General features: G+C 66.3%; 21 protein-coding genes. 10 read left to right on the top strand and 11 right to left on the bottom strand.

The features are described 5' to 3' along the window. Positions 1-544: 544 nt before the first annotated feature. On the bottom strand, positions 545-2,236 hold the full coding sequence (locus BG61_RS19515) for an AMP-binding protein (protein WP_035931223.1): 1,692 nt from the start codon (positions 2,234-2,236) through the stop codon (positions 545-547). A 41-nt stretch (positions 2,237-2,277) separates the two neighbouring features. After that, positions 2,278-3,411, bottom strand: coding sequence for an acyl-CoA dehydrogenase family protein (locus BG61_RS19510; RefSeq protein WP_035931335.1), 1,134 nt, complete (start codon positions 3,409-3,411; stop codon positions 2,278-2,280). A 193-nt stretch (positions 3,412-3,604) separates the two neighbouring features. Here BG61_RS19510 and BG61_RS19505 point away from each other — a divergent pair, with 193 nt between their 5' ends. Both BG61_RS19505 and BG61_RS43305 read left to right on the top strand, forming a co-directional pair. Then, positions 3,605-4,627, top strand: a complete 1,023-nt coding sequence (locus BG61_RS19505; protein WP_051672657.1) for an AraC family transcriptional regulator — start codon at positions 3,605-3,607, stop codon at positions 4,625-4,627. 124 nt (positions 4,628-4,751) lie between these two features. Further along, on the top strand, positions 4,752-4,916 hold the full coding sequence (locus BG61_RS43305) for a hypothetical protein (RefSeq protein WP_169743312.1): 165 nt from the start codon (positions 4,752-4,754) through the stop codon (positions 4,914-4,916). Positions 4,917-4,918: 2 nt separating this feature from the next. Here BG61_RS43305 and BG61_RS19500 read toward each other — a convergent pair whose 3' ends face one another. Both BG61_RS19500 and BG61_RS19495 read right to left on the bottom strand, forming a co-directional pair. Continuing rightward, entirely contained in the window at positions 4,919-5,578 is a 660-nt protein-coding gene (locus BG61_RS19500; protein WP_035931225.1) for a hypothetical protein, read from the bottom strand. A 336-nt stretch (positions 5,579-5,914) separates the two neighbouring features. Further along, the gene (locus tag BG61_RS19495) at positions 5,915-7,210 is read right to left on the bottom strand and encodes an MFS family transporter (RefSeq protein ID WP_035931226.1); all 1,296 of its coding nucleotides are present in this window, start codon (positions 7,208-7,210) and stop codon (positions 5,915-5,917) included. Positions 7,211-7,703: 493 nt separating this feature from the next. On the opposite strand from BG61_RS19495, the gene BG61_RS19490 reads away from it, so the two are divergent. Beyond that, positions 7,704-8,726 (top strand): DUF2891 domain-containing protein, encoded by a 1,023-nt coding sequence (locus BG61_RS19490; RefSeq protein ID WP_051672656.1) that lies wholly within the window; start codon positions 7,704-7,706, stop codon positions 8,724-8,726. A gap of 26 nt (positions 8,727-8,752) precedes the next feature. Here BG61_RS19490 and BG61_RS19485 read toward each other — a convergent pair whose 3' ends face one another. Continuing rightward, complete coding sequence (locus BG61_RS19485) at positions 8,753-9,073, bottom strand: YnfA family protein (protein ID WP_035931228.1); 321 nt, start codon at positions 9,071-9,073, stop codon at positions 8,753-8,755. A 104-nt stretch (positions 9,074-9,177) separates the two neighbouring features. Between BG61_RS19485 and BG61_RS19480 the strand changes: the two genes are divergently transcribed. Beyond that, positions 9,178-10,578, top strand: coding sequence for an MATE family efflux transporter (locus BG61_RS19480; RefSeq protein ID WP_081868125.1), 1,401 nt, complete (start codon positions 9,178-9,180; stop codon positions 10,576-10,578). On the opposite strand, the gene BG61_RS19475 is transcribed toward BG61_RS19480, so the two are convergent. Next, a complete protein-coding gene (locus BG61_RS19475; protein WP_035931229.1) occupies positions 10,521-11,594 on the bottom strand; it encodes an alpha/beta fold hydrolase in 1,074 nt (357 codons plus the stop codon). The two genes, BG61_RS19480 and BG61_RS19475, sit on opposite strands and share 58 nt — an antisense overlap. A 173-nt stretch (positions 11,595-11,767) precedes the next feature. On the opposite strand from BG61_RS19475, the gene BG61_RS19470 reads away from it, so the two are divergent. From BG61_RS19470 to BG61_RS19460, 3 genes are read left to right on the top strand one after another with little or no spacing between them, the layout of a single operon-like run. Further along, positions 11,768-12,541 (top strand): DNA/RNA non-specific endonuclease, encoded by a 774-nt coding sequence (locus BG61_RS19470; RefSeq protein WP_035931231.1) that lies wholly within the window; start codon positions 11,768-11,770, stop codon positions 12,539-12,541. Beyond that, positions 12,534-12,794, top strand: a complete 261-nt coding sequence (locus tag BG61_RS19465) for a hypothetical protein (protein ID WP_035931232.1) — start codon at positions 12,534-12,536, stop codon at positions 12,792-12,794. Before BG61_RS19470 ends, BG61_RS19465 begins: the two co-directional genes overlap by 8 nt. 49 nt (positions 12,795-12,843) lie before the next feature. Continuing rightward, positions 12,844-13,359 (top strand): methylated-DNA--[protein]-cysteine S-methyltransferase, encoded by a 516-nt coding sequence (locus BG61_RS19460; protein WP_035931233.1) that lies wholly within the window; start codon positions 12,844-12,846, stop codon positions 13,357-13,359. 86 nt (positions 13,360-13,445) lie between these two features. Here BG61_RS19460 and BG61_RS19455 read toward each other — a convergent pair whose 3' ends face one another. From BG61_RS19455 to BG61_RS19445, 3 genes are all read right to left on the bottom strand, one after another. Continuing rightward, entirely contained in the window at positions 13,446-14,138 is a 693-nt protein-coding gene (locus BG61_RS19455) for an OmpA family protein (protein WP_035931235.1), read from the bottom strand. Positions 14,139-14,448: 310 nt separating this feature from the next. After that, a complete protein-coding gene (locus BG61_RS19450) occupies positions 14,449-15,126 on the bottom strand; it encodes a DUF2968 domain-containing protein (protein ID WP_129572138.1) in 678 nt (225 codons plus the stop codon). 133 nt (positions 15,127-15,259) lie between these two features. Then, positions 15,260-15,538, bottom strand: coding sequence for a hypothetical protein (locus tag BG61_RS19445; protein WP_129572139.1), 279 nt, complete (start codon positions 15,536-15,538; stop codon positions 15,260-15,262). Between the two features lie 409 nt (positions 15,539-15,947). Here BG61_RS19445 and BG61_RS19440 point away from each other — a divergent pair, with 409 nt between their 5' ends. From BG61_RS19440 to BG61_RS19430, 3 genes are all read left to right on the top strand, one after another. Further along, the gene (locus BG61_RS19440; protein WP_035931240.1) at positions 15,948-17,459 is read left to right on the top strand and encodes an ATPase domain-containing protein; all 1,512 of its coding nucleotides are present in this window, start codon (positions 15,948-15,950) and stop codon (positions 17,457-17,459) included. After that, positions 17,456-17,815 carry a response regulator gene (locus BG61_RS19435; protein ID WP_035931241.1) on the top strand — a complete coding sequence of 120 codons (360 nt, stop codon included), beginning with the start codon at positions 17,456-17,458 and terminating at the stop codon, positions 17,813-17,815. Before BG61_RS19440 ends, BG61_RS19435 begins: the two co-directional genes overlap by 4 nt. A gap of 96 nt (positions 17,816-17,911) precedes the next feature. Continuing rightward, positions 17,912-18,169, top strand: coding sequence for a CsbD family protein (locus BG61_RS19430; RefSeq protein WP_035931243.1), 258 nt, complete (start codon positions 17,912-17,914; stop codon positions 18,167-18,169). Positions 18,170-18,252: 83 nt separating this feature from the next. Here the strand turns inward: BG61_RS19430 and BG61_RS19425 are convergent, their stop codons facing one another. Then, positions 18,253-18,999 carry a hypothetical protein gene (locus BG61_RS19425; protein WP_051672654.1) on the bottom strand — a complete coding sequence of 249 codons (747 nt, stop codon included), beginning with the start codon at positions 18,997-18,999 and terminating at the stop codon, positions 18,253-18,255. A gap of 16 nt (positions 19,000-19,015) precedes the next feature. After that, on the bottom strand, positions 19,016-19,795 hold the full coding sequence (locus BG61_RS19420; protein ID WP_035931244.1) for a fumarylacetoacetate hydrolase family protein: 780 nt from the start codon (positions 19,793-19,795) through the stop codon (positions 19,016-19,018). Positions 19,796-19,845 lie beyond the last annotated feature (50 nt).

The raw sequence follows: 19,845 nt of genomic DNA, 5'->3' as shown, positions 1-19,845 counted from the left end.
CGGATAGGTACGCGGACCCACTGCGGCGTCGCGCCTTCACACAGAGTGGTAAGGCAATCATTCATCCGTCCTCGCTTCGCTCCGACGCGAAGTTCGCCACCACCAATCGCTTCGCTTTCTTGCCATGCACACCAAAGCGCCTCGCTTCGTTCGTGCCGCGTGCATCCGAAGGCGCTTCGTCATGTCGCGGCGCGTGCCCTACACCGTGCAAACCTGACGTCGGGCACGCAGTGCCCAGACGGATGAATGACTGCCTTACCACTCCGTTTGACGGCGCGATGACACAGTGGGTCCACGTACCAATTTGCTCGACAAACAGAGGTGGACACTCCTACGGTCGGGCCACTCTGAATGAACCAAACGTGGTCACCTCCTAACACCGCTTGCCCCATAGCTGTTTTCTTTGGTTACTTTCTTTGCAGCAGCAAAGAAAGTGACTGCCGCCCCGCACAGGGGCGAAGCTAATAAACCAATAGCAAAGCAAGTTTCACAGGAGCGCAGGCGCATCAAACGGTGTTAAACACCCCACCCAACCCCTGTCCCCTCACATCCTCAAATCAGGAAAATCCTCTTCCCAAAACTCAAACTCTCCGCGCGAAGCGCCTTCAGTCCGCGCCGCCTCCTGGCGCCTTAAATCGACGCGTCGGATCTTCCCCGAGATCGTCTTCGGCAGTTCCGCGAACTCGATGCGCCGAATCCGCTTGTACGGCGCGAGCCGCTCGCGCGAAAACGCGAACACGCTGCGCGCAACATCGGGCCCGATCGCAAAACCGTGGCGCAACGTGACAAAAGCCTTCGGCACGGACAAACGCAGCGCATCAGGACTCGGCACGACGGCCGCTTCGGCAATCGCCTCGTGCTCGATCAGCACGCTCTCCAGCTCGAACGGGCTCAGCCGGTAGTCGGACGACTTGAAGACGTCGTCGGCGCGGCCGATGTAGGTGAAGTAGCCGTCCGCCGTGCGCGCGGCGACATCCGACGTGCGGTAGTACCCGTCGCGCATCGCATTTGCCGTGGCGGCAGGATTGTCGGCGTAGCCGGTCATCAGGCCGAGCGGCGGTTCGTCCACGGGCAGCGCGATTTCGCCCTCGTCGGCCGGATGGCCGTCGGGATCGAGGAGCGTCACGCGATAGCCCGGCAGCGGCCGCCCCATCGATCCCGGCGCCACACGCTGCCCCGGCGTGTTGGCGATCTGCGCGGTGGTTTCCGTCTGGCCGTAGCCGTCGCGGATCGGCACGCCCCACGCCGCCTGCACACGCTCGACCACCTCGGGATTCAACGGCTCGCCCGCGCCGACGATCTCGCGCAGCTTCACGCGATACGACGCGAGCGGCTCCTGCACGAGCATGCGCCAGACGGTCGGCGGCGCGCAGAGCGTGGTGACGTCATGGCGCACGAGCGCATCGAGCGTGCGCGCGGCGTCGAAGCGGCTGAAGTTGTAGATGAACACGCACGCACCGGCATTCCACGGCGCAAAAAAGCAGCTCCACGCGTGCTTCGCCCAGCCGGGCGAGCTGATGTTCCAGTGCACGTCGCCGGGTTGCAGGCCGATCCAGTACATCGTCGACAGATGCCCGACCGGATAGCTCTGGTGCGTATGCTCGACGAGTTTCGGCTTCGACGTCGTGCCCGACGTGAAGTACAGCAGGTACGGGTCGGCGGCCATCGTTTCGGCTTCCGGAACGAAGTCCGCCGACGCTGCATACGCCGCATCGAACGGTAGCCACCCGGCGCGCTCGCCACCCACGGCGATCCGCAGCGACGGCACCGCCACTTCGTCGAACTTCTGCAGTTCGCTGCCATCGACGATCACATGCTGCACGCGCCCGAGCGCGACACGGTCGCGCAGGTCGGCGGGGGCGAGCTGCGTGGTCGCGGGCAGCACGATCGCGCCGAGCTTCATCGCGCCGAGCATCGTGTCCCACAGCTCGACGCGGTTCGGCAGCATCAGCAGGATGCGGTCGCCGCGCCCGACGCCGAGACCGCGCAGGTGATTGGCGACGCGCGCCGAGCGCTCGCTCATCTGCGCGAACGAGTAACGCGCCTTCCCGCCGCCTTCGTCGACGATCGCAAGCGCGGGCGCGTCGTTGCCGCGCGCCATCGGATCGAAGTAATCGAGCGCCCAGTTGAAGCGTTCGAGCACCGGCCATCTGAACTCGCGATACGCGGTGTCGTAGTCGGTGCGTTGGCGCAGCAGAAAGTCGCGTGCATCGGTAAAGGCGTCGGCCGGGTTCATCGTGTCTCCATGTCGTTATTTATGCGCCGCTCGGGCACGGCTTACAGGGCTCGCGCGATCACCATCCTCTGCACTTCGCTCGTGCCTTCGTAGATCTGCGTGATGCGGGCGTCGCGGTAATGGCGCTCGACCGGATAGTCCTGCAGGTAGCCGTAGCCGCCATGGATCTGGATCGCGTCGGAGCACACGCGCTCGGCCATCTCCGACGCGTAGAGCTTCGCCTGCGACGCCTCCGAGAGGCACGGAACGCCTTCCGTGCGCATGCGCGCCGCATGCAGCACGAGCAGGCGCGCGGCGTTCAGTTGCGTCTGCATGTCGGCGAGCATGTTGGCAACCGACTGATGCTCGCGGATCGGCTTGCCGAACTGCACGCGCTCGCGCGCATAGGCGCGGGCCGCGTCGAAGGCCGCGCGCGCGATGCCGAGCGCCTGCGCCGCGATGCCGATGCGCCCGCCCTCCAGATTCGACAGCGCGATCTTCAGGCCCTCGCCGCGCGCGCCGAGCAGGTTGGCGGCGGGGATCGCGCAGTCGTCGAAGGTGATCGGGCACGTATCCGACGCGCGGATGCCGAGCTTGTGCTCCGGCGGGCCGACGTTGAAGCCGGGCGTATCGGTCGGCACGATGAACGCGGAGATGCCCTTCTTGCCGAGATCCGGATCCGTGACCGCGAACACGATCGCGATGCCGGCGCGGCGGCCGTTGGTCACGAACTGCTTGCTGCCCGAAATCACCCATTTGCCGTCGCGCTCGATCGCCCGCGTGCGCAGGTTGTTCGCCTCCGAGCCCGCCTGCGGTTCCGTCAGACAAAAGGCGCCGATCATCTCGCCGCTCGCCAGTTTCGGCAGATACGCGGCTTTTTGCGCGTCGGTGCCGAATTTGAGGATCGGCCCGCAGCCGACGGAGTTATGCACGCTCATGAGCGTCGCGCACGATGCGCAGCCGGCCGCGATCTCCTCCATCGCGAGCGCGTAGGCGGTGTAGTCGCTGTACGTGCCGCCCAGTTCCGCCGGGACGATCATGCCGAGCAGGCCGAGTTCGCCCAGCTGGCGGACGACCGCGTCGGGGATCTTGCCGTCGCGGTCCCACTGGCCGGCGTTCGGCGCGAGCACTTCGCTCGAGAATTCGCGGGCGGCGTCGCGAATCATGCGCTGCTCTTCGGTGAGGAAACTGTCGATCATGATTGGGCTCGGGAATGGGGCAGGAACGGGGGCGGTCCGGGGCGCGGAATCAGGCTTGTCCGATCGTATACACTTTCGGCCCGAGGCCCGGCCGTCGCGCGGTTTCACGCGTTGCGAACGAGTCTAGGCAATCGCCGGACGTTAGCCGATGCCCAAAACGATCACGCTATCTGAGCGCTTTCGCCACCTAGTGACTACCCCAATCCACAAGACAGCCCCCGAGCGCGGAACGATCCCGGTGAGCCTCGTCGAGGAGGCGCTGCGCTGCGCCGAGGCGCGCGGCGGCTTGCGCGAATCGCTCCTCGCCGCCGCCGACATCGCGCCTGCGATGCTCGAATCGCCGCGCGCGCGGGTGTCGCCGGCGCAGTACGGCAAGCTCTGGCACGCCACCGCCGACGCGCTCGACGACGAATTCTTCGGCCAGGACAGCCATCCGATGCGCCGCGGCAGCTTCGTGCTGCTCTCGCACGCGGCGCTCGGCTCGCGCGACGGCGCGCAGGCGCTGACACGCATCGCGAACTTCCTGCGGCTCGTGCTCGACGACCTGACGCTCGAACCCGAGATCGACGCCACCCGGGTGCGCATCCGTCTTCGCGACCGCCGGGAGCCGAAGGGCATGTTCGCTTACGCCACCGCGTTCATCCTGGTGTACGGGCTGCTGTGCTGGCTCGTCGGACGGCGCATTCCGGTGCTCTCGGCCCACCTGCGCTGCCCGGAGCCCGCCGCGAGCGACGAGTACCGTCTGATGTTCTGCGACGATCTCCAATTCGGCCAGCCGGCGTCGCATGTCGATCTGTCGCCGGAAATCGCGGCGCTGCCGGTGGTGCAGACGGCGGCGTCGCTCAGGACGTTCCTGCGAGACGCGCCCGCGAATTTCATCGTCAAGTACCGCAATCCGGATTCGCTCGCGGCGCACGTGCGGCGCCGCCTGCGCCAGTTGCCGCCCGCCGACTGGCCCGACAGCGACCGCGTCGCCGCCGCGCTGAACATGGCAGAGGCGACGCTCAGGCGGCGCCTGAAGCAGGAAGGCGCGACCTATCAGGCGATCAAGGACGCGCTGCGGCGCGACCTTGCGATCTCGCGTCTCGCCGACACGAGCGCGACCATCGCGGAAATCGCCGACGCGCTCGGCTTCGCCGAGCCGAGCGCGTTTCGCCGCGCGTTTCGCAAGTGGACCGGCGTACGCCCGGCGGACTACCGGCGCACGGGATAGCGCAGGGGTAACGACGCACGGCGAATGCGCACGGGCATGCCGCCCGCGTGCTGCCGCCGGGACACTGCACGCCGGCGACACCGCTGTTATAGTGAAATTCCGTTGTTCCTTTCAGGAGCTGGCCATGAGCAAGCCGCGCCACACCGACGCGAAAACGAAGGAAGCCGATCGCAAGGACGCGCCGCTTCACGAGGAGGCATTGCTCGACGAAGCACTCGACGAGACCTTCCCCGCCAGCGATCCGATCGCGGTCCACCCCGAGCCCGAGCCGAAGCCCGCGAAGAAGTAGCTTCAGGCGTCGTCGGCATTCGAAAGCAGCGCGGCGAGTTTCTCCACGTGCTGCTGCAACAGCTTCTTGTGCTTGTCGATCTGTTCGAGACGGCCGGACAAGTCGGCTTTCACGGCTTCGCTCAGCTTGTCGGATGCGAGCAGTTCTTCCGCTTTCGGCGTCATGTTGTCGAGCTGGAGCAACGCGAGTTGTCGCTCCAGCCGCCGCAAATCCTGCACCAGCAGTTCGCGGTTGCGCCTGAACACCAGATCCCGCCGGTGTGTCTCGGCCTGCTGAAGCGCCTGATCCGCGATGCGCCGCGTCGCTTCCGTCTGCGACAGCAGCGGCTCCGGTCCGCGCAGCACCGGGCGCTTCGGCGCCGGATGCGCGGTGCCGCGAAATACCGCGACCGGCGTTTCCTCGTCCATCGCGCGCTGGGCTTCGGGGGGAATGTCGGCGGCGCTGCGGCGTTCGTCCATCCAGTGCGCCGGCAGGCCGGTCACTGTTTCGACGCCGCGCACGAACTCCTCGCTGAAAGCGCGCCGGCCGGCCACGATCAGCTTCATGTGCGACGGAGAAAAGGTCATCATCCGGGCAAGCCGCGACGCGCCGCCGGGAGAACCCGTCAGCACGTTCAGGTTGGCCTGCCAGACGTGATACAGCGCTTCGTCGAAATCTTCCATGGGCTAGTCTCCACGCAGACGGACGCGCTCGAGTGCGCTCATTTCGCTTCATACGCGGGTATTGACCGCGCGCACCCGTATCCAGTTCTGGCCCGCGCGCCGCGGACGGGCCTGAGTGCGCCTGTACCGCAATCTTACCGTCATCGCGGATGCGAGCGTCTATCGCGAAGCGCTATTGGCGTGCGCGCAACATGGGCGCGCGTGCATGAGCGTGCGGGATGCGGTGTCGCCGACGGAAGAAGCGCTCTGCCGCCCGCGCAAAAAAAGAAAAACCCCGCATCCAAATGAATGCGGGGTTGTCCGTAAGCGCGGCGCAATGATGCCCGGGCGTAAGCCTCAGGGTTCGTTGCGCAAATAGCCTTCCTTGCTCGGATCGCGCATGCGGAACGAAACGATGAGCGAAATCGCGCACATCGCCGTGACGTACCAGTAGAACGCGGACTCGCTGCCGATCGACTTCAGGAAAAGCGCAACGTACTCCGCCGAGCCGCCGAACACCGCATTGGCGACCGCGTACGACAGCCCCACGCCGAGCGCACGCACTTCCGGCGGGAACATTTCCGCCTTGATGAGGCCACTGATCGACGTATAGAAGCTGACGATCGCGAGCGCCACGACCACCATCGCGAACGCCATGACGGGGCTCGTCACGTCCTTCAGCGCATGCAGCAGCGGCACCGTGCAGATCGTGGCAAGCGCGCCGAAGCAGAGCATCGACTGGCGGCGGCCGATGCGGTCCGACAGCGCGCCGAACACCGGCTGCAACAGCATGTACACCAGGAGCGCCGCCGTCATCACGTTGCTGGCCGTCTTCGCCTCCATGTGCGCCGTGTTCACGAGGTACTTCTGCATGTAGGTCGTGAACGTGTAGAAGATGAGCGAGCCGCCGGCCGTGAAGCCGACCACCGTGAGGAACGCGCGCTTGTGCATCAGAAGGCCGCGCAGCGTGCCCGCTTCCTTGCGCTGACGGGTTTCGGCCGTCGTCGTTTCGTCGAGCGATTTACGCAGATAGAGCGAGACGAGTGCCGCGCACGCCCCGATGAAGAACGGGATGCGCCAGCCCCAGGCCTTCAGCTCCTCAGTGGAGAGAAAGAGCTGCAGCACGACGAGCACGAGCAGCGCGGCAAGCTGCCCGCCGATCAGCGTCACGTACTGGAACGACGCGAAAAAGCCGCGGCGGCCCTTGAGCGCCACTTCGCTCATGTAGGTCGCGCTCGTGCCGTATTCGCCGCCCACCGAGAGCCCCTGGAACAGCCGCGCAAGCAGCAGCAGGAACGGCGCCCATGCGCCGATGGTCGCGTAGGTCGGCAGGAAGCAGATCACGAGCGAGCCGCCGCACATCATCAGGACCGAGATCATCATCGCGTTGCGGCGGCCGTGCTTGTCGGCGATCCGGCCGAACAGCCAGCCGCCGATCGGGCGCATCAGGAAGCCCGCGGCGAACACACCGGCGGTGTTGAGGAGCTGCGTCGTCGAATTGCCGCTCGGGAAGAACGCCGCCGAAAAGTACAGCGCGAGAAACGAGTAGATGTAGAAGTCGAACCACTCGACGAGATTGCCCGAGGAGGCGCCGACGATCGCGAACACGCGCCGCCGGGTATCTGCTGCTTCGGAAAAAGTGAGGTCGGTCATGTAGCTTTCATCCCTTATGTTGCTTGTTGGATAGAGGGCGCGGGGCCGCTATCGGACCCGGTTCATCGAGGGAATCGACGCCGGATCGGAGCGCTCTGGGCGGCGTTCGGGCGCAAGTTTATACGACGATGTCCGTAATCGCCCGGTAAGGCGGCCCTCGAATGCGACCTGTGCAAGCATGAATCGCGCCGCCGTCACTCCTCCGATGTTTCGCTGCACGAGACCGTGCGACAGGGCGATCCGGCCGGCGCCGCCTGCTGACAGCCCGATTGGCAAAGGCTTTCGGAGACGTAACCCGCTGCGGCGAGCCAACTCCCGGGGCGCGGGATTTGCCCGCGTGAATCACGCGGAAATGCGGAATTTAGGTATTTACCCTTACTTCACACTTTATTGAGCTTTTATCGATAAAGTCCCGTGCTAGATTCATCGCCCGGCATTTCCGGACGCCTTGCGTTCGCGCCGGCACCCATCCATTTCTCACGACGAGGCGCGCATGAACACACGGCCCACCATCGCACTGGACGCGGCGCTCGCGTCGAAATTCGCCCGCGTCGCGCTGGGTCACCTGACGCGCGAGTATCCGAACAAGCTCGATCACGTGATGGCCGGCCCCGAGGACGTGAAAAGCCCCCGCGCGCTGCATCCCGTGTTCTACGGTAGCTACGACTGGCATTCGTGCGTGCACGGCTACTGGCTGATCGCGCGTCTTTACGACACGTTCCCGCAGTTGCCCGAAGCCGCGCAGATTCGCGCGCTGATCGATGCGCATCTGACCGACGCCAATGTCGCCGCTGAAGTGGCGTACCTGGAGCGCCCCGCCGCGCGCGGCTTCGAACGGCCGTACGGCTGGGCGTGGCTGCTCGCGCTGGCGGGCCAGCTGCATTCGATGCGCTCCGCCGAAGGCGCGCGCTGGGCGAAGACCCTGCAGCCGCTCGCCGACGCATTCGTCGCGCGCTTCGCGGAGTTCCTGCCGAAGTCGACGTATCCGCTCAGGGTCGGCACGCACTTCAACATGGCGTTTGCGCTGGCGCTGTCGATCGGCTATGCGCGGCAGGCGCGCGATGCCGCGTTCGAAACGCTGATCGTCGAGACGGCGAAGCGCTGGTTCCTGAACGACGAGGCGTGCCAGGCGTGGGAGCCCGCGGGCGACGAGTTCCTGTCGCCTGCTCTGATGGAGGCCGAGCTGATGCGGCGCGTGCTGCCGGCCGGCGAATTCGCCGGCTGGTTCGACCGGTTCCTGCCGAAGCTCGCCTCGCGCGAACCCGCGACGCTCTTCGTGCCCGCCACCGTCACCGATCGCAGCGACGGCAAGCTCGCCCACCTCGACGGCCTGAACCTGAGCCGCGCGTGGTGCCAGCGCTCGCTTGCGCGGGCGCTGCCTGCGGGCGACGCGCGCGTCGCGCTGCTGGAACGAGCCGCCGACGAGCACCTCGCCTCCGGCATCGCCCACGTGGCGGGCGACTACATGGGCGAGCACTGGCTCGCGACCTTCGCGCTGCTCGCGCTCGAAGCCTGACGCGAGGCTTCAGTGTTGCGCCGCGCTCAGACGCGCGGCTGGAACGCGATCACGCTCATGCCCGCGAGCGCGATCACCGCGCCCGCGACGTCCCACGCGGTCGGCCGGATGCGGTCGACCGCCCACAGCCACGCAATCGCCACGCCGATGTACACGCCGCCATACGCCGCGTAGATGCGCCCGGCGGCGGTATCGTGCAGCGTGAGCAGCCACGCGAAGAGCGCAAGCGACAACGCGCCCGGCACGAGAAGCCAAGGCGAGCCGCCGGCCTTCAGCCACCGGTACGGGAAGTAGCAGCCGGCAATCTCGGCGATCGCGGTGACGACGTAAAGCAGCAGGGTTTTCATGAGCGTGTAAGAAATACGAGGCGGCGGCCAGCGGCGATTATCGGCGGGTTCGTCTGATTGCGCAGGTTGTGCGCAGGTTGCGCGGCGCGGGCGCACTCGGGACAATGGCGCCTTCGCCGCCTCCGGACCCGCACTTGAACACCCCGCAGACCGACAAGCCGACGCCGCAGGCCGTGCCCGTCCACTGGCATCGGCGCGTGCTGACGCTCGCGTTTCCCATCGTCCTCGCTAACCTCACGCAGCCGATTCTCGGCGCGGTCGATACCGCCGTCGCCGGGCATCTCGACGGTCCGCAATACCTCGGCGGCGTGGCGCTCGGCGGGCTGGTCTTCAGCTTCGTGTTCTGGGGCTTCGGCTTTCTGCGCATGGGCACGACGGGCCTCGTCGCGCAGGCGTTCGGCGCGCGCGACGACAACGCGCTGCGCGCAAGCCTCCTGCGCGCGCTGCTGCTCGCCATCGGGATCGGCGCGGCCGTGCTCGCGCTGCAGACGCCGCTGATCGTGTACGGGCTGCGCGCGCTCGGCGGCACCGACGCCGTGCAGCAAACCGCGCAGGACTATTGCCACGCGCGCATCTGGGCCGCGCCGTTCGCGCTCGCCAACTACGTCGTGCTGGGCTTTCTGCTCGGCTGCCAGCGCGTGCGGCTCGCGCTCGTCACGCAGGTCTTCATCAACGTGGTGAACATCGTCGCGGTGCTCGTGTTCGTGTATCGCTTCGGCTGGGGCGTCGCGGGCATCGGCGCGGCGACGGCGGCCGCCGACGCCTGCGGCTTCGCGCTCGGCATGGCGATCCTGTGGTGGCTGCGCCCGCGCGGCCTGCCGCCGCTTTCATGGACGGCGCTCGCCGACGCCCGCGCGCTCGGGCGCCTCGTCGCGATCAACCGCGACATCTTCATCCGCACGCTGTGCCTGCTCGGGTCGTACGGCTGGTTCGCGCATCTCGGCGCGCGCCAGGGCGACGCGATCCTCGCCGCGAACGCGCTCCTGCTCAACTTCCAGACTTTCATGGCATTCGGCCTCGACGGCTTCGCGCACGCGGCCGAGGCGCTCGTCGGCGCGGCGACCGGCGCACGCGACCGCCACGCATTCCGGCAGGCGGTGAAGGTGACGATGCTGTGGTCCGTGATCGGCGCGGCGGGTTTTTCGCTCGTGTACTCGCTCGCAGGCGGCTGGATCGTCGCTCGCCTCACCGATCAGGCCGCCGTGCGCGATGCCGCGTTGCGCTTCCTGCCCTGGGCGGCCGTGCTGCCGCTCGCGTCGGTGGCGGGCTTCCAGCTCGACGGCGTGTTCATCGGCGCGACCCGCACGCACGCGCTGATGAACGCGATGGCCGCGTCGCTTGCCGTGTTCATGCTGGCCGCGTGGTCGCTCGCCGGGCCGATGGGCAATCACGGCCTGTGGCTCGCGCTCACCGTTTTCATGGTGGCGCGCGGCGTGACGCTGATCGTTCAGTTGCCCGCGCTCGAACGCGGCGTGGCCGCGAGCCCGTCGAGCAACGCCTTGTGAAACGCGGCCGGGTCCTGCATCTGGGGCGCGTGCCCGAGTTCCGGAAACTCGACCAGCTTCGCCCCCGCGATGCGCTCCGCCGCCAGCTTCGCGAGATCGGGATAGCGGCCGAGCGTCGGGCGAATCTCCGGCGGCGCGAAGTCCTTGCCGATGGCCGTCGTGTCCTTGTCGCCGATCAGCAGCAGCGTCGGCGTGTGCAACTGGTCGAATTCATGCACCACCGGCTGCGTGTAGATCATGTCGTAGAGCAGCGCGGAATTCCACGCCACCAGATCCTTGCCCGGGCCGCGATACATGCCCGCGAGCATCTGCACCCACGGCTCGTAGTCGGCGCGCCAGTGGCCCGCGTAATAGGTGCTCTGCTCGTAGCGCCGGATGCCGTCGGCGCTCGTCTTCAGTTCGCGCGCATACCAGTCGTCGATCGAAATCGACGGCACGCCCTTCGCCTTCCAGTCCTCCAGCCCGATCGGATTGACGAGCACGATCTGCTCCGTCTCGCGCGGGTACATCAGCGCGTAGCGCACGGCGAGCATGCCGCCCGTCGAATGCGCGATCAGCGTCGCCTGCTTCACGTTGAGCGCTTCGAGCAGCGCGTGCGTATTGCGCGCGAGCTGCTGGAAGCTGTACTGGTAGCGCGCCGGCTTGGTCGATTTGCAGAAACCGATCTGGTCCGGCGCGATCACGCGATAGCCGGCGTCGGTCAGCGTCTCGATGGTCTGGCGCCACGTCGCCGAGCAAAAGTTCTTGCCGTGCAGCAGCACAGCCGTGCGGCCGTTCGGACGCAGCGGATGCACGTCCATGTACGCCATGCGCACGATCTGGCGCTGCGACGTCAGCGCGAATCGCGCGACCGGATAGGGATAGTCGAAGCCCTGCAGCTCGGGGCCGTAGGCGGGGCCGTCGTTGCTGTCGGCCTGCGATGCGGGATCGTCGGCGAACGACGCAGGCGCGAACGTGAGTGCGGCGAGCGTCGCTACGAAAAGCACGGCGGACAGCGAACGGCGTAGAAAGGTCATGGCGGGCTGTTGGGGACTCGATGATGGAAGACGCGGATGCGGGCAGATTCTAACGCGCCCGATATTTCATCGTCGCATCTTGCCAACCGGCCAGGTACACCGCTTATACTTTGCGGCCTTCGCGTGCTGCACGCCTCACGCTTTCCACCCACGCACCGGTTCGACATCCCAGCATGAAAGCACGCTTCAAGGCATTCGCCGCCGCGCTTCTCGGCGCTTCGTGTCTCACGGCGGCGCTCGCCGCCTCCGCTTCCACCGATTGTCCGCAGTTCAGTCCGGACGGACGCGCGCCCGTCGTCGCCAATGCGAAGATGCGCGCCTCGACGCAGGAAATCTGCTATTCCGACTTCGCCGTGCTCCATTCCGGCGTGACGCACGGGCCGCTGTGGTCGGCGGAACATCTGACGGCGCGCCATGTCGACGACGCGAAGAACAACACGCGCACCAACCGTTTCTACGCCGAGCGCAAGCTCCCGCCCGGCGACAGCGCCCAGCTCTCCGACTACAAGCGAAGCGGCTACGACCGCGGCCACATGAGCCCGGCCGGCGACCGCTGGAGCAAGAAGGGCATGGCCGAATCGTTCTCGCTCGCGAACATCGTGCCGCAGAATCCGTCGAACAACCGGCGCATCTGGTCGCGCATCGAAGAGGCCGTGCGCCGGCTCGTCGAGGAATCGGGCGATGCCTATGTCGTGACCGGGCCGATCTTTTCCGGGCGCCAGTTGCAGACGATCGGCGAATCGCGCGTCTTCGTGCCGACGCAGCTGTACAAGGTCGTGTATCTGCCGTCGCGGCAGCTGGCGTTCGCGGTCGTCGTCGAGAATGTGCCGACCGACGACTACGCAATGAAGACCGTGCACGAACTGGAAGCGATGAGCGGGCTGCAGTTTCCCGGCATCCCGGAGGCACTGAAGGACAAACGACTTGGAGGACTGAAAGGTGTTTAAGCCATTTGCCAACGATAGCGACGCGCTCAACATCAACGGCGACGCACTCAGCGTGACCAACGGCACGACGCGCATCACGATCGCGGGAGACCTCTCGATTGCCCGCGACAAGACCGGACTCGCCACCGCGCTGGCGTTGCAGAAGGCGGTGAACGCCATCGTCGATGCATTGCAGAAGGACGCCGCGCTGCCCGCAAAGCTCGCGGACGAACCGCCCGCCCCCACCGGCACGGCCGACAACCCGTTCATCTGAGGCGGTTCTACAATCGTCTGCGCAGAGCGCTTCTGCACGGAGACGCGAATTGATCGAATGCCATGTGGCCCCGAGTCCGCTCGGGCACATCCTGTACCGCGCCGAGGGCGACAGCCTGACCGGCCTCTTTTTCGTGGGCCAGAAGCATTTCCCGGCGGGCCTTCCCGAGCCCACGCTCTCCGATGGCGGCCCGGCGTCGCGCGTGATCCGTGAGGCGCGCGAGCAGGTCGACGACTATTTCGCCGGCGAGCGGCGCGTGTTCTCGCTGAAGCTGCGGCTCGACGGCACCACGTTTCAGCAGCGCGTGTGGAGCGCGCTTCAGGAGATCGCTTTCGGCGACGCCTGGACCTACGGCGACCTCGCGCGCCGGCTGGGCTTGCCAGCGGGTTCGTCGCGCGCGGTGGGCGGCGCGAACGGACGCAATCCGGTGGCGATCATCGTGCCGTGTCACCGCGTGATCGGCGGCAATGGCGAGTTGACGGGATACGCGGGCGGTGTCGAGCGCAAGCAACATCTTCTGACGCTGGAAGGCGGCCCGGGACGCGCGCAGCTCACGCTGTTCTAAAGGCACGCGGATCGGCGGACCGGACGGACGCAAAAAAGCCCCGCAAGGCTCTCGCCTTGCGGGGCTTTTTTGCGCTGACGCTTCGCTTATTGCGTGGTGACGTGAATCTCGACGCGGCGGTTCTGTGCGCGGCCAGCGACGGTCGCGTTCGATGCCACCGGGTTCGACGCGCCATAACCCTCTGCGTGATAGCTCTGCGAACGCAGGCCATGATTCTTCAGATATTGAAGAACCGACTGCGCGCGACGCCCGGAAAGCCGCTTGTTGTGCGACGCCGAACCCGTCGAGTCCGTGTAGCCCGAGACCGTGACCGCCCTGAACGTCACGCCCTCCCCGGCGGCGATGAACTCGTCGAGCGTCGCCGTGGCCTTCGGCGTGAGGGTGGCGCTGTCGGTGGCGAAGTTGGCGTCGCCGCTCAGGTCGAGCTGGCGCGGAGCCGGCGGCACGGGAGCCGGCGCGGGCTGCGGAGCCGGTTCGGCCTGCACCGTCGGCGCGCCGCACTGGAACGTCAGGATGCGCGGATCATTCGCGGCTTCGTTGGGCGCGCGCAGACGCTCCATCGTGTCGAGCTTGTACGCGGGCTTGTCGCCGCAGACGCGCTGCGCCTGTGCCACGCACGCACTCACGCCTTCGAAAATGCCATGGCAATCCACGCGATACGCCTTCGCGCCATTCGCCGATTGAATCTCATACACGTTGTAGGTCGGCCCCGAGGCGGTCGTACAGCCGGCGAGCGCACCGATCGAAATAAGACTTGCAACGACTAGTTTTTTGTACATCCTGATTACCGTTCTGAAATTACTCTATGACTGAAAAATCGAGACAAATACGCACTGCATGGGCACGAGAGGACAACCCGATCTTCACAGCCACCTTATTCGCCTCAAGCCGCCGACTCACGTACCGAATTAATCGGGAATCCGAAAATCGCGCGGAATCTTAGCATGGGGTATTACGCGTTTTTCACGCGAAAACTCTTAAAGAGAAGCGCTTTTCAAGATGCGTAAGGCTGTGTGCGGGCGCACCCGAAACGAAACGCGAGACGGCCGCGCCATCTCGAATTTGCGCTTCAGGCGCTTGTGCGCCAGATCACTTGAGGGGAGCCGCCAGATCGCCGTCGGCCTGTTTCTGAAGTTCGTTCACTCGCTGCTGAAGCGCGCGCAATTGCGCCTGCGCGGCGGCCTGTTCGGCGCGCAGCGAGCGAATGGCCTCCTGCTGTTCCTGCTGGCGCTCCGCAACCTGGCCCTGCTGCGCCCGCGCGACCTCCAGATCGGCCTGCAGACGGTTGGCCCGGTTCTGTTGCGAGGCAATCAGGCGGTCGGCATAAGCCTTCTCGGCTTCGAGCTTGAGACGGCGTATTTCGGTATCGCCGAGAGAAGCGGTCGATTTGGAGAACTCCGCATACGTGGCTTCTGCGCGGGCATCGTTCTGCGTTTTCAGCACCCGCCAGAATTTCTTTTGCTGGAACAATGCGACGTAATAAAGCATTTCGTCGGGGTAGTACAGCAGTGCCGCGCCGTAACTCCCGTTATAAGTCGTGCGCAATTCGGTGAGCCTGCCGTCGCGAATCATTTGCTGCAATTCGGCGACGTCACCGGTGGTGGCGCCTTGTTGCGTCGTGTCGGCGGCGTTGCTCTGCAAAAGACCGCGGCGCGTGCCGGCCGCCGTCTGCGAATCGCTTGCGGGCCCTGCGGCCGTAGCCGTCGCCATTCCAAACAGACATCCCGCAATGATCAGCCCGCTCCAGGAAATAATTGTGGTTTTCATGAATGTCGATGTTCTCTTAATGAAGAAGCATGGCCTTCTTGATTATGGGACAGGAAACGCCGAATTCCAGTCATTTACAAAAGGCGGGCGTCGTCATTCGAAATCTCATTGGGCTTTTTAAACAGTTGGCGCCTTAAAGCGATTGACCGCGATCCCAGCGATGCTCCGGCTCGTCTGCGCGCGATCCGTGACCGGGAGGCTCCCAGCGCGAGAAGACGCGCGGGTCCGACGGAACAGCGCGCAACTCGGTGAAGATCCCGCGATCCGCCTTGAAGGCGAACGCGGCGGGCGCGAGGATGCGGGGGTCGACGGTGCCGACAGGGTCGGCGGCGATGGCCGCGCGCGGTGCCGGGTTGAATAGCGCGCCCACGGCGAGCAGGCCGGCGGCGACGAAAGTGTGTGAGATGGACATGACCGGATCGAAAACGCATCCGCACGCGCGGCGGCATTCGCCGGACATCGCATGAGACGCGGTAAGTGGAAGCGCGCACGGCGTCGGCCGAATGCGAGCGGCCGCCATGAGACCATCCGCGGCACCCGGGCGCCCATAGGACCGATCCTGATTCGCCGATTCACCGATTCGCCCGCATCCGGCGCGGGGTTCCCCGCCGCGCGATGCGGATCGCGGCAGCCCGGGCGCGAAAAATGCTGCTCTACGACGTTCGACGCGGCGGTCAGCCGCGTTTCCTTCCGACCGAGGACGGAAACGCGGCTGTTGCGCCCGCCGTCCCGGACTGGAAATTGCAACGCGAGCGACATGCTGCTTCCAGTCAGCCATAATTCGCGTTCGCGCGCTCTTGCGCCAGGCAATCCGGACATTCATGACCAAAAACGACACCGCATCGAACGAGCCGGCCAGGAAGCCGGACGACGACGCAACCAACATCACGACCGGCGTGCCCGGCCTCGACGACATCCTCGGCGGCGGGCTGGTGGAAGGCGGCCTGTATCTGATCGAGGGCATGGCAGGCGCGGGCAAGACCATCCTGTCCTCGCAGATCGGCTTTCATCGCGTGCGCGAGGGCGACACGGTGCTCTACGTGACGCTGATCGCGGAATCGCACTCGAAGCTGCTTTCGCATCTGAAAGGCCTGTCGTTCTACAACGCGGACGCGATCTCCGACCGCATGCTGTTCGTCTCCGGCTATCACGAGCTGATGCGCGACGGCCTGTCCGGCTTCCTCGCGCTCATCGCGTCGGCGATCAAGACGAGCCGGCCGCGCTTCATGGTGATCGACGGCTTTCGCAGCGCCCGCGAATTCAGCTCGACCGAGCTGGAGCTCTCGCAGTTCATCCACGAACTGAGCGCGTTCGTGAGCGCCGCGCGCTGCACGACGCTGATTCTCGCGCCGCTTTCGGGCAACGAGCCGCATCCGGAGCACACGCTCGTCGACGGCCTGGTCGAGCTGAACCGCTACAACACCGGCATGCGGCGCGCCCGCGAGATCGAAGTGCACAAGCTGCGCGCCCGCGATCACCTGCTCGGCAAGCACTTTTTCAGGATCACCGGCGACGGCCTCGTGACGTTCCCGCGCCTCGAAGCGCGTCCGTCGATGATGGAGGGCGCGCCCGACCTCAAGTCGAGACTCGGCTTCGGGATGCCGGACTTCGACGCGATGATGGGCGGCGGCGTGGTGAAAGGCTCGACCACGACGCTCATCGGGCCCTCGGGCGTCGGCAAGACGCTGCTCGGGCTCAAGTTTCTCGAAGCGGGCATCGAGCGCGGCGAGCGCTGCGTGTACTTCGGCTTCTACGAGTCGCCCGAGCGGCTGATCGCCAAGGCCGAAGCCGTGTCGATCAGGCTCGGCGCCGCCGCGAAGGACGGGCGCCTCGCGATCCAGTGGCAGCCGGCGGTGGAACTCGCCATCGACGAACTCGCCGCCGAGCTGATCGCGGCAGTCACGCGCACGAAGGCGTCGCGGCTCGTCGTGGACGGCATCGAGGGCTTTCACGATTCGGCCAACCGCGTCGAGCGCTTCGGCCTGTTCCTGAACGCGCTCACGCACCGGCTTCGGCAGGCCGGCGTCACGACGATCCTGACCGAGGAACTGCCGCTCTACACCGCAGCGGTCCCCGCCGCGGCCATGCGCGCCTCGGCGATGACCGAAAACATCGTACTGATGCGCTACGTGGAAGCGAATTCCGGGCTCTACCGGATGCTTTCGGTGATCAAGCAGCGCGAGAGCGCACACGACTCGGCGATCCGCCGCTTCATCATCGATGAGCGCGGGCTGCATGTGACCGAAGGGTTCATCGGCGGGACCGGGCTGCTGTCAGGACACGGCTCGGTCGCGCCGTCGCTGTCGGTGTCCGATGCCGGCGCGCGGACATGAAGAAGATCCTCGTTGTCGATGACGAATTCGACATCCTGACCACCTGGCGCCTCGTGCTGGAGATGGAAGGCTACGAGGTCGTCACGGCGTCGAACGGCGCGCTCGCGATCGACGCGGCGCGCCAGAACCGCCCCGACCTGATCGTCACCGACTGGATGATGCCGCGCATGGACGGCGTCGCCCTCGTGCGCGAACTTGCGCAGGACGAAGCGCTCGCGGACGTGCCCGTCGTGCTGACGAGCGCCGCGGCGAAGGCGCCGGCGCTCACCCATCGCGTGGCGGAGTTTCATCGCAAGCCGCTTTCCATCGACGACCTGATCGCGATCGTCACGCGCCTGATCGGGCCGCCGGCCTGACGCCGTCCGGGCCGCCGGGCACGAACCGTGCTGCATCATGCGTTCCGGCCACGCCGGAAACTTCGTTTAACCGCTTCAACCGGAACGGGAGGCACCATGGTGCAGGATCAGGTGGAAGGCGCGGCGCAAACCGTCGTGGGCAAGGTGCAGGACGCGGTCGGCGCACTCACGGGCGATGCGTCGACTCAGGCGGAAGGCAAGGCGCGCCAGACGCTCGGCTCGCTCCAGCAGACGTACGGCCAGACCATCGACAACGTGCGCACGGCCGTCATCAGCCAGCCGATCAACGGTCTGCTGATTGCGGGCGCCATCGGTTTCGTGCTCGGCGCGCTATGGAATCGCGACCGCGCGTGATGCGCTGAAAAGTCCTTCCGATGTAAAAAACGGCGGACCGCCATCAGGCGGACCGCCGTTTTCAGTTTGCGGCTGGCGCCGCATTATTTCGAATAGCTCGCGCGCGACTGCATCGCCCGTGCATGCGACGCCACGCAGCCGATCGAGAGCGCCACGCCTGTCACGAGCAGCACGCCGCTGCCGAGCCCCATCCCCGCCGCGACCACCGAGCACGCCGCATAGCCGTTCAACGTGGAGACGAGCGCGGGCCAGGCGTCGTCGGCGATGGCCTTGGTCAGATGCGCACCGATCAGCGCCGCCATCGCGCTCACGATGACCACCGCGAGCGCGCCCTGCTGCAACCCCGCCGTATAGGCGATCGCGGCGCAGGCGCCCGCGCACGCGAAATGCAGCGAGCTTGCGATGGACGCATCCGGCAACTTCACGCGAATCCGTGCAAGCGCCGCGCAACACGCCACGAAGAGCGCGAGCGCGCCGCCCGCCAGCGCCGCCTCCGGCGCCTTCCAGGCATCCGCATGCGCGAAGAGCGTCGAGCCGAGCGCGGCCGCGGCGATCAGGCTCTGCATCCACGCGCCGTGCGGCACACACTCGACGCGAAGCCGCGCGAACGCCGCCGCCGTGCCGCCCGCGAGCAGCAGCGCGACGATCATCGCGAACACCGCATCGGCGCTTCCGACGAGCGCGTGCGCCACCACCACGGCCGCGCCCATTCCGCCGACTTCCCACAGCACACGCCGGCGCGCCCGGGAAATGACGCCGCCCGTGCGCAGGGCGGCCATCATCGCGACGACCGCGAACACGCAGAGCGCGCCGCCGAAAGCGTCGAACATGGGCGCCTCCGGGGGCTTATTGCGCCAGCCGGTTCGTGAGCGTGCCGATTCCCTCGATCGAGACGCCGACGCTCGATCCGTCCTTGATCGAGCCGACGCCGATCGACGTGCCGCAGGCGATCACGTCGCCGGGCATGAGCGTCATGTCGGCCGAGATCATGCTCACCTGCTCGGCGGGCGAGAAGATCATGTCGTCGAGCGGGTAGTTCTGGCGCTCGACGCCGTCGAGCGTCGTCACGACGTGCGCCGAGCGCCAGTCGAGACCGCTCACGATCGACGGCCCGATGCAGCTGAACGTGTCGAAGCCCTTCGAGCGGCACCATTGCGCGAAGTTGGGATCTTCCTGGAGCAGCTCGATCGCGGTCACGTCGTTCACGCAGGTATAGCCGAAGATCGCCGCCTCGGCCTCCTCCACCGACGCGTTGCTGCACTCGCGTCCGATCACGATGCCAAGTTCGCCCTCGTACGCGATCTTGCCCTGATAGCTCTTCGGGCGGCGGATCGCCTCGTTCGGCCCGATCACCGACATCGGCGGCTTGATGAGAAAGAGCGGATGCTTCGGCGGCGCCTTGTCGAGCTTCTGCGACAGCGCGTAATAGTTGTTCCAGAGCGCGACCACCTTGCTCGGCTGGCAGGGAGCGAGGAGCGTCAGGTCGTCGGCGGCGAACGAAATGTCGGTCGGCCGCGGATTGTCGAAGAGCGCGCCGTCATGCTGCACCACACGGCCGGAATGTTGATCGAGCGTGCCGAAGCCGATATGGCCGCCGGCGTCGCGAAAGCGGATCCAGGTTGTCACTAGGTTGTCCTCGAAGGGGAGAGATACGCTGCCGCACGAACGGCGGCAGC

The sequence above is a fragment of the Caballeronia glathei genome (genome assembly GCF_000698595.1).
Lineage (GTDB): Bacteria > Pseudomonadota > Gammaproteobacteria > Burkholderiales > Burkholderiaceae > Caballeronia > Caballeronia glathei.
This window is presented reverse-complemented; position numbering and strand designations above follow the sequence as displayed.

What these genes read in the sequence shown, in the direction of transcription:
- BG61_RS19515 (WP_035931223.1), bottom strand. Translation starts at nt 2,236, where the DNA reads ATGAACCCGGCCGACGCCTTTACCGATGCACGCGACTTTCTGCTGCGC.
- BG61_RS43305 (WP_169743312.1), top strand. Translation starts at nt 4,752, where the DNA reads ATGAGCAAGCCGCGCCACACCGACGCGAAAACGAAGGAAGCCGATCGC.
- BG61_RS19500 (WP_035931225.1), bottom strand. Translation starts at nt 5,578, where the DNA reads ATGGAAGATTTCGACGAAGCGCTGTATCACGTCTGGCAGGCCAACCTG.
- BG61_RS19495 (WP_035931226.1), bottom strand. Translation starts at nt 7,210, where the DNA reads ATGACCGACCTCACTTTTTCCGAAGCAGCAGATACCCGGCGGCGCGTG.
- BG61_RS19490 (WP_051672656.1), top strand. Translation starts at nt 7,704, where the DNA reads ATGAACACACGGCCCACCATCGCACTGGACGCGGCGCTCGCGTCGAAA.
- BG61_RS19485 (WP_035931228.1), bottom strand. Translation starts at nt 9,073, where the DNA reads ATGAAAACCCTGCTGCTTTACGTCGTCACCGCGATCGCCGAGATTGCC.
- BG61_RS19480 (WP_081868125.1), top strand. Translation starts at nt 9,178, where the DNA reads ATGGCGCCTTCGCCGCCTCCGGACCCGCACTTGAACACCCCGCAGACC.
- BG61_RS19475 (WP_035931229.1), bottom strand. Translation starts at nt 11,594, where the DNA reads ATGACCTTTCTACGCCGTTCGCTGTCCGCCGTGCTTTTCGTAGCGACG.
- BG61_RS19470 (WP_035931231.1), top strand. Translation starts at nt 11,768, where the DNA reads ATGAAAGCACGCTTCAAGGCATTCGCCGCCGCGCTTCTCGGCGCTTCG.
- BG61_RS19455 (WP_035931235.1), bottom strand. Translation starts at nt 14,138, where the DNA reads ATGTACAAAAAACTAGTCGTTGCAAGTCTTATTTCGATCGGTGCGCTC.
- BG61_RS19450 (WP_129572138.1), bottom strand. Translation starts at nt 15,126, where the DNA reads ATGAAAACCACAATTATTTCCTGGAGCGGGCTGATCATTGCGGGATGT.
- BG61_RS19445 (WP_129572139.1), bottom strand. Translation starts at nt 15,538, where the DNA reads ATGTCCATCTCACACACTTTCGTCGCCGCCGGCCTGCTCGCCGTGGGC.
- BG61_RS19440 (WP_035931240.1), top strand. Translation starts at nt 15,948, where the DNA reads ATGACCAAAAACGACACCGCATCGAACGAGCCGGCCAGGAAGCCGGAC.
- BG61_RS19435 (WP_035931241.1), top strand. Translation starts at nt 17,456, where the DNA reads ATGAAGAAGATCCTCGTTGTCGATGACGAATTCGACATCCTGACCACC.
- BG61_RS19430 (WP_035931243.1), top strand. Translation starts at nt 17,912, where the DNA reads ATGGTGCAGGATCAGGTGGAAGGCGCGGCGCAAACCGTCGTGGGCAAG.
- BG61_RS19425 (WP_051672654.1), bottom strand. Translation starts at nt 18,999, where the DNA reads ATGTTCGACGCTTTCGGCGGCGCGCTCTGCGTGTTCGCGGTCGTCGCG.